We start from the raw sequence: 14,155 nt of genomic DNA, 5'->3' as shown, positions 1-14,155 counted from the left end.
GTTAGATTACAAATCTTCATGATTATTATTGGTAGCGCTTTCTAGTATTCGTTTATCGGAATTTTTAAAAATAGTTAGGAGGATATTCATGGAAACAAAAGAAAAGTATGTTCCTGGACTAGAAGGGGTAATTGCAGCAGAGACATCTATTTCATTTCTTGATGTAGAGAAGGAACAAATCATTATTCAAGGGTACGATTTGATTGAGCTATCCAAATCGAAAGATTATGCAGAAATCGTGTATCTTTTATTGGAAGGTTCACTGCCTACAGCAGCTGAGAAAGCGAAGGTAGAAGAAATATTGAAACATAACTACGACGTACCTGCGAACGTGATGGATGTGCTTCGATTATTGCCAAAGCAAACACATCCAATGGATGGCATGCGTACCGGTCTGTCGGTATTGGCAGGATATGATGATGTAATTGAAGATCGAACGCTTTCGGCTAATAAAAAACGTGCATATCAATTGTTGGGACAGCTTCCGACAATTACGGTGAATAGTCACCGGGTTATTAATGGACAAGAACCGGTTTATCCACTACAGGATTTATCTTACAGTGCAAACTTTTTATACATGATTACTGGTGAAAAGCCTTCTGAACTCGAAGTCGAGATTTTTGATCGTCTGCTTCTATTATATAGTGAGCATGAGATGCCAAATTCTACTTTTGCTGCACGTGTGATTGCGTCAACGAACTCGGATATTTATGGTGCCTTAACAGGAGCAATTGCTTCACTAAAAGGGAATTTACATGGTGGGGCAAATGAAGCTGTTATGTATATGTTAAATGAAGTTAAGACCGTGGCAGAATTTGAGGAACTGCTTTTAAAGAAATTACAGAAGAAAGAAAAGATCATGGGATTCGGTCATCGTGTTTATATGAAAAAAATGGACCCAAGAGCATTAATCACAAAAGAAGCATTAAGACAGCTCTGTGAAAAAGATGGAGATTATCTGTTGCTTGAAATCTGTGAAGCCGGTGAAAAAATAATGGAGAAAGAAAAAGGACTTTATCCAAATCTTGACTACTACGCTGCACCGGTTTATTGGAAGCTTGGAATTCCCATCCCACTGTATACGCCAATATTTTTTAGTGCGAGAACAGCAGGACTGGCAGCACATGTAATCGAGCAGCATGAAAATAATCGACTGTTCAGGCCAAGAGTTAATTACACTGGCGAACGACATGTTTAATTTGATAAATGAAAAATAGAATGGAATGGGAAGGGTGCTTACGATGCTACAAACGGATACTTATAAAAAAACGGATGCATTAATAGAGGAAATTGCAGATTACGTATTGAATAAAGATATAACGAGTGAAGAAGCTTATATGACCGCCCATTATGTGTTAATTGATACATTAGGATGCGGCATACTTGCGCTGAATTATCCAGAATGTACGAAACTGCTCGGACCAGTAGTACCTGGGACAGTTGTACCAAATGGAGTTCGAGTGCCGGGAACTCCCCATGTACTTGATCCAATTCAGGGAGCATTCAATATTGGAACTATGATTCGCTGGCTCGATTATAATGATACCTGGCTTGCTGCAGAGTGGGGGCATCCATCAGATAACTTAGGTGGAATTCTGGCAGTTGCTGATTATCTCAGTCAAGTTAGAATTCAGAAGGGCGGGGAACCCCTAAAGGTTGAAGAGGTACTGGAAATGATGATTAAAGCACATGAAATCCAAGGTGTGCTTGCATTAGAAAATAGTTTAAATCGTGTTGGACTTGATCATGTTCTATATGTGAAAATCGCGACAACAGCGGTTGTAACGAAGATGTTAGGTGGCGGTCGTGAAGAGATTACAAATGCATTGACAAATGCTTGGATCGATAATTCGAGCTTACGTACGTACCGTCATGCGCCGAATACAGGGTCAAGAAAATCTTGGGCTGCTGGAGATGCGACAAGCAGGGCAGTACGTCTAGCAATGATGGCAATTCAAGGTGAAATGGGTTATCCAACAGCATTAAGTGCACCTGGATGGGGATTCCAAGACGTACTATTTAACAAACAGAAATTAGTCCTTAGTCAACCGCTGGACAGTTATGTGATGGAAAATGTGTTATTTAAAGTATCTTTCCCAGCTGAATTCCATGCGCAAACAGCAGCGGAAGCAGCGGTACAGTTACATCCGGAGGTAGTCAATCGCTTGGATGAAATTGATAAAATTACAATCACAACACATGAGTCAGCAATTCGGATTATTGATAAGAAAGGTCCCTTGAACAATCCAGCTGATCGTGATCATTGCTTGCAGTACATTACTGCTATTGGGCTTTTAGAAGGAGATATTCGTGCTGAGCATTACGAAGATGATTTTGCAGCAAATCCAATCATTGACGGGTTACGCGATAAAATGGTCGTTGTAGAAAATAAGGCGTACACAGAGGATTACCTTGATCCGAGTAAGCGCTCGATAGCAAATGCGGTGCAGGTACATTTTACGGACGGCACAGTGACGGAAGATGTAAAGCGAGAATATCCATTAGGACATCGTTTTCGCAGAGACGAGGCAATACCTAAAATAATTGAGAAGTATACGGAAAACCTTGCAACACACTATACGGATAAGCAACGCAAGAAAATTGAAGAAGTTAGCTATGACTACAACAAGCTAGCAAAAATGAATGTCAATGAATTTGTAGAGTTATTTACCAACTAGAAGGAGGACTTACGTTTATGGCGTGGATTGTGGACCGACAGTCAACACAGCAAGAATTAGCAAACCAATTTAAGGAGCAGATGCTCGCAGGTAACATATTACAAATACCTGGTGCGCATGATGCTATGGCTGCATTAGTCGCAAAAGATGCGGGTTTTTCCGTACTCTATTTATCAGGTGGAGCGTATACAGCAAGCAGGGGACTACCTGATCTCGGAATTGTTACCTCAACGGAAGTGGCAGAACGTGCAAGAGATCTCGTTCGAGCAACGAATTTGCCAGTACTAGTGGATATTGATACTGGATTTGGCGGTGTGTTAAATGTGGCTCGTACTGCTCGTGAAATGCTGGAAGCGAATGTAGCAGCAGTGCAAATTGAAGACCAGCAGCTACCGAAGAAATGTGGTCATTTAAATGGCAAGCAACTTGTAACGACGGAAGAAATGGTGCAAAAAATCAAAGCGATTAAAGAGGTAGCTCCTTCATTAATTGTTGTTGCAAGAACGGATGCAAGAGCAGTAGAGGGAATAGATGCTGCTATAGAGCGTTCCCAGAGCTATATACAAGCAGGAGCAGATGCAATATTCCCGGAAGCATTGCAAACGGATGAGGAATTTCGCCTTTTTGCGAAAAAGCTAGAAGTTCCATTGCTTGCAAACATGACCGAATTTGGCAAAACACCATTTATAACCGCGGAAGATTTTCAAAATATGGGCTTTCGGATGGTAATCTATCCAGTTACATCTTTAAGAGTAGCAGCGAAAGCATATGAGCGAATCTTTAACTTGATTAAAGAGCAAGGCTCCCAAGCGGATGGTGTGTTTAATATGCAAACGAGAAAAGAGCTCTATAAAACAATTTCTTACGATGATTTCGAGGAATTGGACAATACAATCGCAAAGACGGTACTAGAGGATTAGATTTTCAGAACAAAAGGCATGGAATCAATTTGGATTCCATGCCTTTTTGGTTTGCTCGTAGTATTTAGTGTTTCGGATATTATTTCACTCTGAAAATTAGTGTGAAGGAATCGATAATTATAGAACAATAACCACATACTAAAAAATAACATTGACTTTATAAAGATATCCTTTTAAAATTGAAAGATAATTTAGCGGTTTAACTAACTAAAGTGAATAGTTGTGTTATATCCCGTAAACTCACAAGATTGTAACACTACAAATGAGCGGGGGATTATTTTGAAAAAGAAAGAAAAGCAAAGTTTTATTGATAGATTTTTAAACAAAGTGGAAGCTGTCGGGAATAGATTACCTGACCCAATCCTAATTTTTATTGTATTGATGGGTGTTATTCTGTTCGCTTCCTTTATAGCGTCTTTATTTAATTTAAAAGCTACTAATCCTGGGACAGGTGAAGTTGTTGAGGCGGTAAACCTGATTTCAGGTGAAGGGTTAGTTCTTATGTTAACGGAGAGCATTAATAACTTCAGTGCTTTCCCGCCTTTAGGTATGGTTCTTGTTGTAATGCTGGGGATTGGCATTGCCGAGAAAACTGGCTATTTTGAGACGTTAATGAAACGTATCATTGAAGTAGCACCTCGGAAACTTATTATTCCTACAATCATTTTAGTTGCTATCCTAGGAAATGTTGCAGGAGATGCAGCTCCTATTATCTTGCCTCCATTAGCTGCCATGGTGATGCTTCGACTTGGTTATCATCCATTTTCAGGTCTTGTAATGGCGTATGCTGCTGCACTTGGTTCTTTTTCGGCCAATTTTATTCTTGGAATGACGGATGCTTTAATGATGAGCTTTACAGAACCAGCTGCGAGATTAATTGATGAAACATATACAGCAAATATCGCAATGAACTATTATTTTATAGCTGCATCTGCTTTATTGCTGTTAATCGTTACCTATTTTATAACGATAAAACTAACCATACCTCGATTAGGTGCATATCATGGAGCAGAAGTGTCACAAGAAAATGTTTCAGATACGGAGAAAAAGGCACTTCGTTGGGCGAATATTTCCATTGTCCTAACCGCATTGGTATTTATCGCACTGCTTATTCCGGAGAATGGTGTACTCAGAAATCAAGAAACAGGCTCTATCATGAATGATTCGCCTTTTATGAATTCCGTTGTTTTTATCATTACGATATTATTTTTTGTGCCAGGTTTGGTTTATGGTTTAAAAGCGAAAACGATTAAGAACTCAAAAGACTTTGCTAATGTGCTGAGTGATTCAATGGCTACGATGGGAAGCTACATTGTACTCGTCTTTTTTGCAGCACAAATGCTTGCATACTTTTCTTGGAGTAATTTAGGACCAATTCTTGCGATTAAGGGAGCAGAATTTCTCCAAGAGATGAATTTTACTGGTGTGCCATTAATTCTGGGCTTTATTATTATAGCTGGTTGTATCAATTTATTAATTGGAAGTGCATCTGCAAAATGGGCAATTCTAGCACCTGTTTTCGTACCTTTGTTTATGCTATTGGGATACGATCCGGCATTTACACAAATGATATTCCGAGTAGGAGATTCCGTTACGAACCCGATTACACCAATGCTTCCATATTTGCCGCTTTTATTAGCATTTGCGAAAAAATATGACAAGAATGTTGGTTTGGGTACGCTTCTGTCCAATCTGTTACCTTATTCGATTGTCTATTTTATAGTTTGGTCTTTATTCTTAGTTATTTGGTATTTAGTAGGACTGCCAGTTGGACCTGGGGGACCAATCTTTTTAGAGCAGTAAATTAATCTTGATTGTCAAGGATAGGAGAGATAGGAATGGATTTGAATAAACTGATAGAAGAAGTAATACCAGATGTGATCGCCTGGAGAAGAGCGATGCATGAGCACCCAGAGCTTTCTTTTGAAGAATACTGGACAAGTCAATATATTGAGGATCAGTTAAGACAGATGGATCATATTGAATTTTCACGTCCAACAAAAACGAGTGTTCTGGGAATTATTAAAGGAAAAAAACCAGGGAAAAAAATTGGACTGCGAGCAGATATTGATGCATTGCCGATCCAAGAAGAAAGAGATGATTTAGAGTTTAAATCAAAAAAAGCTGGTGTGATGCATGCCTGTGGTCATGATGGTCATGCTGCAATTCTCCTTGGTGCCGCCCGCGTTTTATCACAGAATATCGACTTGGTGAGTGGAGAAATATATTTGATTTTCCAGCATGCGGAAGAGCAACCACCTGGAGGCGCACAGGAAATGGTTGCAACTGGACTGTTCAATGACCTTGATTTTGTCTATGGGCAGCATTTGTTCACCCCGATCTCAGTTGGTAAAATCGGGATTACAAAGGGGCCAATTACATCCAATTCAGATACGTATGACCTTTTGATTAAAGGAAAAGGTGGACATGCATCTCAACCAGAGGATGCAATAGATCCAATCGTCATCGGTACGCAGATTATTAATCAGTTTCAAACAATTGTATCACGGATTACTTCTCCACTTGATTCGGTTGTGATTTCAACAACCCAGTTTCATGCTGGCAGTGCGACGAATGTCATTCCGGATACAGCAACATTACAGGGAAGTATTCGAACGATCCACCAGGAGACGAGAGAACTTGTAAAAGAAAAGATGGAAAAAGCAGTAGCGTCGGTTTGTGATTTCTATGGTGCTGATTTTGAGTTTAATTTCCAGTTTGGATATGATGCCGTACTTAATAACGAAGAGAAAACGGATCGTGTGATTGATATTGCTACACAATTATTTGGTGAACGTGTGTTTCATTATCCATTAGTAATGGGCGGAGAAGATTTTGGAGCATTTTCCAAAGTAATACCGGGGACTTTCGTGTTTATCGGAGCGAGAAACGAAGAAAAGTCGTTTGATTACCCACACCATCATCCCAAGTTTGCAATTGATGAAGCTAGTTTTATTGATGGTGTCAAATTGATGGTTCATGTTGGGCTGGAAATGGGGAAGTAATACGGGAAAGCAGGTAGCAATTTAGGCTGCCTGCTTTATTCTTTTTTATTTAGTTGTAAGTCCTATTAAACAAATATATGGTCTGTTACATTTCCTGAAACAACTCGGTGACAACAGAAATAAACCGTTGTGTTGCATGTGATACATGATTGCACGTTGCTAATCCAATCATTCGATATGCATCGTCTTCTAAATCAAGTACGGTTATATTTGGAGTGCGATTTGTTAGAACAAGACCTGGACGAATGTTAATGCCTAAGTTAGCCTGGACTAGGGCAATAATGGATTGGTCATCTGATACCTCATAGGCAATTGCGGGATTGATTTTGTGACTGCTGAAAAAATCGGATATTTCATTATCCCAGTCAGCTTTTGGTTTAATTAACGGATAATCTCCAATTTGACTGATTTTCATCACTTTTTGTTTAGATAATGGACAATCATTCGAAACAATACAGTAGAGCTTATCTTTTTTTAATGGGATGTACGCTAGCTGTTTATTGTTCGATATGGTTGAAAAACAGCAGTCTAATTCACCAGCTATGACTGCATTTTCTAAACTTTGATAATCATCTTCATATATTTTAATGGTTATTCCAGGAAACCTTTCTTTAAACACTGTAATAATTTTTGGTATCCAGTTAGTGGTAACGCTTGCGAAAGTGCCAATATGTATCGTTCCTCTTTCAATTCCTTTTATAGCTGCAGCTTCTTGGATTAAATTTTCATAAGCCTTCGTAACTGAAAGGGAATGTTGATAAATTCTTTCCCCCTCACTTGTTAACGTAACACCAGAACGATTACGAATTAATAGCTGTACATCTAACTCTTCTTCCAGATTTTTAATAGCATAGCTGATACCAGATTGAGAGAGATTTAGTTCTGTTGCAGCTTTCGTTATGTTTTGTAATTGAACAACCTTATTTAATATTTCAAAACGTTGAATGCTCATTTTGTATCCTCCTTTCATGAATAAATTTGATGGTAAGTATGTAAAATTGTTATTTTACTAATGATAATTTTTACTATAGCATTTATTTATAGTTAATTCAAAAAAGTATATCTTGTATTCGTTTACAAATTTTAGAATGCACCGAGAAGGGAGTTTGGCCAAATGTTAAAGACAGTAGCCCATGATACATCAGTCTTACGCGATAAGGATGCAGTGGAAGGTATGTATATTGATGGGGAATGGAAAGTAAGCGCTTCGAAAAATAAACGTGAGGTAATCAACCCTGCAACGAATGAAGTAATCGGAAGTGTCACGGAAGGTACGATAGAAGAAGTAAATCAAGCAGTGATAGCTGCTAAAGATGCCTTTTATAAAAATGGCTGGAAAAGCACATATGCACGTACACGAGCTGATTACCTGCTCCAAATTGCTAGTAAGCTAGAAGAACGTAAAGATGAAATTGCGATGCTTGAGACATTAAATAATGGAAAAATTTATGATGATTCGCTTACCGATGTGGAAGATGCTATTAATCAATTCCAATACTATGCTGGTCTCGCTACAAAGCCGCATGGACAGACATATGAAGTTCCAGATGAAATTCAAGCAATGGTTATCCGGGAGCCGATTGGAGTTGTTGCAATTATTGTTCCGTGGAACTATCCACTCGTAATGGCAGCGCAAAAAATGTCGGCCGCATTAGCGGCTGGATGTACGGTAGTCGTTAAGCCATCTACCCAAACACCACTTACGTTAATTCGACTGTTTGAAATTATCGATGAAGTTGGTCTGCCAAATGGAGTCGCAAATTTAGTACACGGATCTGGCTCTGTTGTTGGAAATGAATTAATCAACCACCCTGATGTTGAAAAAATATCTTTTACTGGGGGAACATCGACAGGAAAGCAAATTATGAAGGATGCTGCAAATACGCTAAAAAAAGTTGGATTGGAACTTGGTGGGAAATCACCAAATATCGTTTTTGCAGATGCGGATTTTGAAACAGCAGTTGATTATGCACTGTTAGGAATCTTTGCAGGGCAAGGTCAAGTATGTTCAGCCGGTTCACGTCTCCTCCTTGAAAAAAGCATTTATGACAAGTTTGTACCAGAGTTAGTTTCACGAGCAAAAAAGATTAAGCTTGGTCCAGGATGGGATGAGACTACCGAAATGGGACCACTTATATCGAAATCTCATATGGAAAACGTATTAAATTACGTGGAAATTGGCAAAACAGAGGGCGCAGAACTTTTATGTGGAGGGAAGCAGGTAACTGAAGGGGACCTCGCCAAAGGTAACTTTGTTGAGCCGACGATTTTTACGAATACAACTCCAGACATGCGCATTGTTCAAGAAGAAATCTTTGGACCTGTTCTTGTTATTCAAGTGTTTGAAACGGAAGAAGAAGCAATTGAATTAGCGAATGGCACAGACTTTGGACTTGCAGCAGTATTTACAAATGATGGTGCAAAAGCACAACGCGTGATTCGCAGGTTGCAAGCAGGGATTACATGGATTAATACGTACCACCCAACTTTTAATGAAGCCCCATGGAGTGGTTACAAGCAGAGCGGTTTAGGTGGAGATCTAGGAACATATGGTTTTGAAGAGTACCTATATAAAAAGCAAATAAATATTGCCCTTGAAGTAAAGCCTTCTGGTTTTTATAAAGGCTAGATACATCTAAATAGAGCGAACAGCTAATGAAAGGAGGGTAAGCTTCATGAATTTCGATATTATCGTGATTGGAGCTGGAATTATTGGTTGCAGCACAGCTTATTATCTATCAAAAGCCGGATATAAGGTTGGCTTAGTAGAAAAGGGAGATATTGCAAGCGGAACATCCAGTCGTTGTGATGCAGTAGCACTTATAAGTGATAAAAAGCCTGGGATTGATACAGATATAGGCTATAAAAGTATTCAAATGTATAAAGAATTGGCCAAAGAATTATCCTTTGATTTTCAATTCTCTTCCAGAGGTAGTTTATATGTATGTGAAACAGAGCAAGAATTAGAGATTGCCATAGGGTATGCTGCACAGCAAAGAAGTGATGGATATCGTATGCAAATTGTTGATCAGAAGGAGCTTCTAGAGATCGAACCTAAATTAGCCAAAGATCTAATGGGCGGAATTTGGACGGAAGTTGATTCAACAATGAATCCTTATTTAGTCTGTTACGCCTTTATAGAAGAAGCAAAGAAATATGGTTTAAAGCTCTTTACGAATCATGAGGTTAGAGAGATTGACAGAGGAGTTCATGGTCGTATTGAAAAAGTGATAACAGACAAAGGGATAATCCGAACCGAACGAATTGTAAACTGTGCTGGGGTCTGGGCAAGCCAAATTGGTGACATGGTTGGGATCGATATTCCGATTCGCCCGAGAAAAGGGATGATTCTAGTAACAGAAAAGACGGATAGAATTGTGAATCAAAAGGTGCATGAGTTTGGCTATATGCTTTCCAAATTTGAGGATATCAATTATAAGCGAAACGTTAGTAAGCTAGTAGAAAATCATAATATTGCGTTTACGATTGAGCCAACAGATGCGGATAACTATCTCGTAGGTGGGCACCGCGCCTTTAATGGGTATGATATTCGATCGGAAAATCAAGTGATTAGAGGAATTGCTGAACGGGCGATGCGTTTTCTACCAGTTTTAAAGGATGTAAGTTGTATACGTACGTATGCCGGAATAAGACCTTGGGTAATTGATCATTTGCCAATTGTGTCTGAAGTAGAGGAAGTTCCAGGCTTCTATATTGCTAGTGGACACGAAGGGGACGGTATTAGTATGGCTCCTATTACGGGAAAAATGATTACCCAATTGATTTCCGGAGAAAAAACGGACTTTGATATAAGCCGTCTCAGATTTTCGCGTTATAAAGAAGCTATTATTTCATAAAGAGGATGTTCAGATAAATAAAACTAAAAAATTGGAGGAATTAATAATGAGTATTGCACCAAAAGGTATTATTGTACCATTAATTACACCATTCAATAATGATGAAACAATTAATTTTGAGGATTATAAGAAGGTAATTGATTTTCAAATCGAAAGTGGTGTCCATGGTCTTCTCGTTGGAGGCACAACAGGAGAATACCATGTGATGTCATTAGAGGAACGCAAAAGTTTGATCAAGGCTGGTTGTGAATATGCTGCAGGAAGAGTGCCTGTAATGGCAGGTGTTGGATGCAAGACAGCCGTGGAGACAATTGAACTTGCCAATTATGCTGCAGAATGTGGATCGACATGGGGACTTGTTTTACCTCCATATTATCAACAGACAAGTGAAGAAGGAATCCGGGCATTTTATAAGGAAATAGCTGAGAAATCAAATATCGGAATTGTCATTTACAATTATCCAGGAGCAACTAACGTTACCCTTTCACCTGAATTGATTTATGAGTTAAGTCAGGAAGAAAACATTGTAAGTGTTAAAGAATCTGCGGATTTCGGCCACTATTGTGATGTTCTAGCTATAACGAAGAATGTTGAAAACTTTACTGTCTTTACCGGTGAAGAACCATTTATTCTTCCTTCTCTTTCTATCGGAGGACAGGGTGCTTTTGGAATTCTCGTTAATTTGCTTCCTAAGGAACTTGTAGAGCTTTACGAATTGGCAGTTGAAAAGAGTGATCTAAATGCAGCACGTGCTTTGAATCAAAAGCTATCAGGTATTTATGGACTGATGGAGGCAGAAGGCAATCCATATCCAGGACCGGTAAAAGCGGGGATGGACTTGATTGGTATAAAGGGCGGAAAGGTGAGAAAACCTTTAACACAGCCTACTGAAGAAATAAAAGCGAATATTAAAGAAGAACTATTAAAGCTAGGATATGAAGTTAACGAACTGGATAAATCTGTTGTTTCTAATTAATGTCAGCAGAGCTTTTCTACAATAAATAGATGAATCGTTTCGGAGAATAGTCATTCTCCGAGACGATAAGGAGGAGCCATGATTAACTTGCAAGAATTGAATAGAGAACGGGAACATGGGTATTTAGGTAAAGAGAAAGAGAGCAGTATTATTTCGATGAAAAAGGGGATGTATGTTTCAGGGTTTTCTATTGGGATTTTATTTTTAGACAATTGCTGGTATCCGACAATCCCTGGAAATGTAGCAAATCTATCAACCTATGATTTTCCTGTGGTGATGAAAGTTGTACCAAATTGCACGCAAGAAAGAATCCATGTTGGGGATCCGACGCTGGTCGATGATGTTATTGCAACAGCAAAACAGTTGGAAGCAGAAGGAGCTCGTGCCATTTGTGCGGCATGTGGATTCTTTGGTAATTTCCAAGAACAAGTAGCAAACGCTGTTGATATACCTGTCTACTTATCAAGTGTCATTCAGCTGCCATGGATAAAAGCAGGTTTAAAAAGTAATCAGGAAGTTGGCATGTTGACTGCGGATATTCATGGAATTACGGAAAATTTATTTGAAAGCTGTGGCATAACGAATTCTGAATACGTTAAAGTCAAGGGTTTAGGGGAGTTACCAGAGTTTTCGGCTATAGTTGAAAGCAGAGGAAGCTTTAATAATGATATTTTACGAGAGGAAGTCGTTCATGCTGCGTTGGAACTTATAAAAGAGAATCCAAATATTGGTGCGATCTTACTAGAATGCAGTGATTTACCACCGTATGCTGCTGACATTCAGCGTGCAACAAGGCTTCCGGTCTTTGACTTTATTACAATGATAAAGTGGGCACATATGGCAACGACCCAGAAACCTTATCACGGTTTCGTTTGATAGGAGGGGGATTTATTGACAGCAGAAAAAACGATTGTATGTAGATGTGAGGAAGTAACCTTAGGGACAATTCAAGATACTGTACAAACTTATTGCTGTTCCTCAAGAGAGGTGAAATTACGAACTAGAGCAGGAATGGGCTATTGCGGTGGGAGAACATGTCGACATGTAATTGATCGAGTTGTGGCTGAGATAACAAAAGAACCAATTAAAGACGAAGTACAGCTGAGCTATCGTTCTCCTATACGTCCAGCAACTTTCGCCGTGCTTGGAGGTGGAAAACATGACAATGAGAGTTGATAATCATCCAGTATTGGGGAAACAAACAGATCGGAAGCAGGTTACGATTTACTTCAATGGTAAACCTTATGAGGCATATGAGGGAGATACGGTTGCATCAGCAATGCTGGCACAAGGGATATACGCGCTTCGTCAACATGAAGTAAGCGGTAAAGAAAGAGGAATCTATTGTAATATAGGCCACTGTTATGAATGCCGCGTGAAGTTAGAGAAAAGAAAGGTAGTTCGAGCATGTATCACTCCTATCTATAATGGAATGGAAATTGGCTCACTAACTGGCTTTGACGAAAGGGGTGAATGAAGTTGTGGAATTTACTAATTATTGGAGCCGGCCCCGCTGGCTTAAATGCAGCAATTGCAGCTGCGGAAGAAGGGCTGAAGGTAAAGGTAATTGATGAATTTACGAAAGTTGGAGGCAGACTGCTGGGGCAGCTTCATCAAGAGTCAAAAGATAATTGGTGGAATGGAATAGAGGTTGCAAATAGACTTCATGAACAAGCAGTTCACTTAGGAGTTAAGATAGAATGCGGTGTATCAGTTTATGATTTAGAACAAGCCGAGTTTGGATGGAAGGCTTATACTTCCCAAGGAATGGAAAAAACGGATAAATTGTTATTAGCGACAGGAGCAACGGAAGTCCCAACCCCAATTCCAGGTTGGACTATCCCTGGTGTTATGTCCATTGGAGCCGCTCAAGTGATGGGAAACGTGCATCGGGTTAAACCAGGCAATACATGTGTTATCATTGGTGCTAATGTGCTTTCGATTGCAATAGCTAACGAATTAAAACTTTGTGGAGTAAACGTTAAAGAAATTATTATCCCGCAAGCGAACGCTAATCTATCAGATAATGGGACGCCAGAGAAAGTGATGGAATCGTTTATGCGACTTACGCATATGGCTCCAACTATTTTATTGCGGCAAGCTGGAAAGTTTGCAACGTTTATTCATCCAAGTTTTGCAGTCAAATTTTATCCTAAAAACGGTATAAAGTTATTTGATATTCCAATAAAAATTAAAACTGCAGCTACAGAGATATTGGGAGAGAGTAAGGTCACAGGTGTTAAGACCGTAAATGTTAGGCCAAACGGAGAAATTATCCCAAATACGGAGAAGATAACGAAGGCTGATTTTGTTTGTATAGCAGGAGGTTTAGCTCCCTTATCCGAATTGGCAGCGCTTTCGGGTTGTGTGTTTAAATATGTCCGGGAGTTGGGAGGACATGTTCCTATTCATAGTGAACGAATGGAGACAAATGTAGAAAATCTTTTTGTTGCAGGCAATATAACTGGAGTAGAGAATGCAAAGATTGCAATGGCGCAAGGTACTGTGGCAGGTCTTACCATTGCCTCTGAAATAAATGGCAATAAGCTTCAGATGGAGTCGCTTATAGAAAAGGCTGTAGCGGCAGTAAGAAAGGAAAGGGATGAAGCATTAATACAGTTTCAGCCAAACATTGCTGAAGCAAGAGATTTAATCTATCAAGAATTTGAATTAGAAGATAGAAATATGGAGAGACCAAAACGATCGATTTCCTAGAGAG

13 protein-coding genes are annotated in these 14,155 nt (G+C 39.3%); 12 read left to right on the top strand and 1 reads right to left on the bottom strand.

Translation table 11 applies throughout. The features are described from left to right. Positions 1 to 88: 88 nt before the first annotated feature. The 5 genes from mmgD (at position 89) to F1560_RS01560 (ending at position 6,603) form a co-directional block, all read left to right on the top strand. Complete coding sequence (gene mmgD / locus F1560_RS01580; protein WP_149472912.1) at positions 89 to 1,198, top strand: citrate synthase; 1,110 nt, start codon at positions 89 to 91, stop codon at positions 1,196 to 1,198. A gap of 43 nt (positions 1,199 to 1,241) precedes the next feature. After that, positions 1,242 to 2,678, top strand: coding sequence for a bifunctional 2-methylcitrate dehydratase/aconitate hydratase (locus tag F1560_RS01575; protein WP_149472911.1), 1,437 nt, complete (start codon positions 1,242 to 1,244; stop codon positions 2,676 to 2,678). Between the two features lie 17 nt (positions 2,679 to 2,695). Then, positions 2,696 to 3,598 carry a methylisocitrate lyase gene (gene prpB, locus F1560_RS01570; RefSeq protein WP_149472910.1) on the top strand — a complete coding sequence of 301 codons (903 nt, stop codon included), beginning with the start codon at positions 2,696 to 2,698 and terminating at the stop codon, positions 3,596 to 3,598. A gap of 273 nt (positions 3,599 to 3,871) precedes the next feature. Beyond that, positions 3,872 to 5,401 carry an AbgT family transporter gene (locus F1560_RS01565; RefSeq protein ID WP_420874423.1) on the top strand — a complete coding sequence of 510 codons (1,530 nt, stop codon included), beginning with the start codon at positions 3,872 to 3,874 and terminating at the stop codon, positions 5,399 to 5,401. Between the two features lie 35 nt (positions 5,402 to 5,436). Beyond that, a complete protein-coding gene (locus tag F1560_RS01560) occupies positions 5,437 to 6,603 on the top strand; it encodes an amidohydrolase (protein ID WP_149472909.1) in 1,167 nt (388 codons plus the stop codon). An 85-nt stretch (positions 6,604 to 6,688) separates the two neighbouring features. Here F1560_RS01560 and F1560_RS01555 read toward each other — a convergent pair whose 3' ends face one another. Further along, on the bottom strand, positions 6,689 to 7,555 hold the full coding sequence (locus F1560_RS01555) for a LysR family transcriptional regulator (RefSeq protein ID WP_149472908.1): 867 nt from the start codon (positions 7,553 to 7,555) through the stop codon (positions 6,689 to 6,691). 162 nt (positions 7,556 to 7,717) lie between these two features. On the opposite strand from F1560_RS01555, the gene F1560_RS01550 reads away from it, so the two are divergent. From F1560_RS01550 to F1560_RS01520, 7 genes are all read left to right on the top strand, one after another. Continuing rightward, positions 7,718 to 9,232, top strand: a complete 1,515-nt coding sequence (locus tag F1560_RS01550) for an aldehyde dehydrogenase family protein (RefSeq protein ID WP_187773599.1) — start codon at positions 7,718 to 7,720, stop codon at positions 9,230 to 9,232. Positions 9,233 to 9,278: 46 nt separating this feature from the next. Next, positions 9,279 to 10,460: an NAD(P)/FAD-dependent oxidoreductase gene (locus F1560_RS01545; RefSeq protein ID WP_149472907.1), complete on the top strand. Its 1,182-nt coding sequence runs from the start codon at positions 9,279 to 9,281 to the stop codon at positions 10,458 to 10,460. Between the two features lie 46 nt (positions 10,461 to 10,506). Then, the gene (dapA, locus tag F1560_RS01540) at positions 10,507 to 11,436 is read left to right on the top strand and encodes a 4-hydroxy-tetrahydrodipicolinate synthase (RefSeq protein WP_149472906.1); all 930 of its coding nucleotides are present in this window, start codon (positions 10,507 to 10,509) and stop codon (positions 11,434 to 11,436) included. A 78-nt stretch (positions 11,437 to 11,514) separates the two neighbouring features. Further along, positions 11,515 to 12,312, top strand: coding sequence for an aspartate/glutamate racemase family protein (locus tag F1560_RS01535; RefSeq protein ID WP_149472905.1), 798 nt, complete (start codon positions 11,515 to 11,517; stop codon positions 12,310 to 12,312). A 15-nt stretch (positions 12,313 to 12,327) separates the two neighbouring features. Beyond that, the gene (locus F1560_RS01530) at positions 12,328 to 12,612 is read left to right on the top strand and encodes a (2Fe-2S)-binding protein (RefSeq protein WP_149472904.1); all 285 of its coding nucleotides are present in this window, start codon (positions 12,328 to 12,330) and stop codon (positions 12,610 to 12,612) included. Beyond that, complete coding sequence (locus F1560_RS01525) at positions 12,596 to 12,913, top strand: (2Fe-2S)-binding protein (protein ID WP_149472903.1); 318 nt, start codon at positions 12,596 to 12,598, stop codon at positions 12,911 to 12,913. The genes F1560_RS01530 and F1560_RS01525 overlap by 17 nt, the downstream gene beginning before the upstream one ends. A gap of 2 nt (positions 12,914 to 12,915) precedes the next feature. Continuing rightward, entirely contained in the window at positions 12,916 to 14,151 is a 1,236-nt protein-coding gene (locus tag F1560_RS01520) for an NAD(P)/FAD-dependent oxidoreductase (protein ID WP_149472902.1), read from the top strand. Positions 14,152 to 14,155: the final 4 nt, after the last annotated feature.

The sequence above is a fragment of the Oceanobacillus polygoni genome, from assembly GCF_008304605.1.
Taxonomy (GTDB): Bacteria; Bacillota; Bacilli; order Bacillales; family Amphibacillaceae; genus Oceanobacillus; species Oceanobacillus polygoni.
This window is presented reverse-complemented; position numbering and strand designations above follow the sequence as displayed.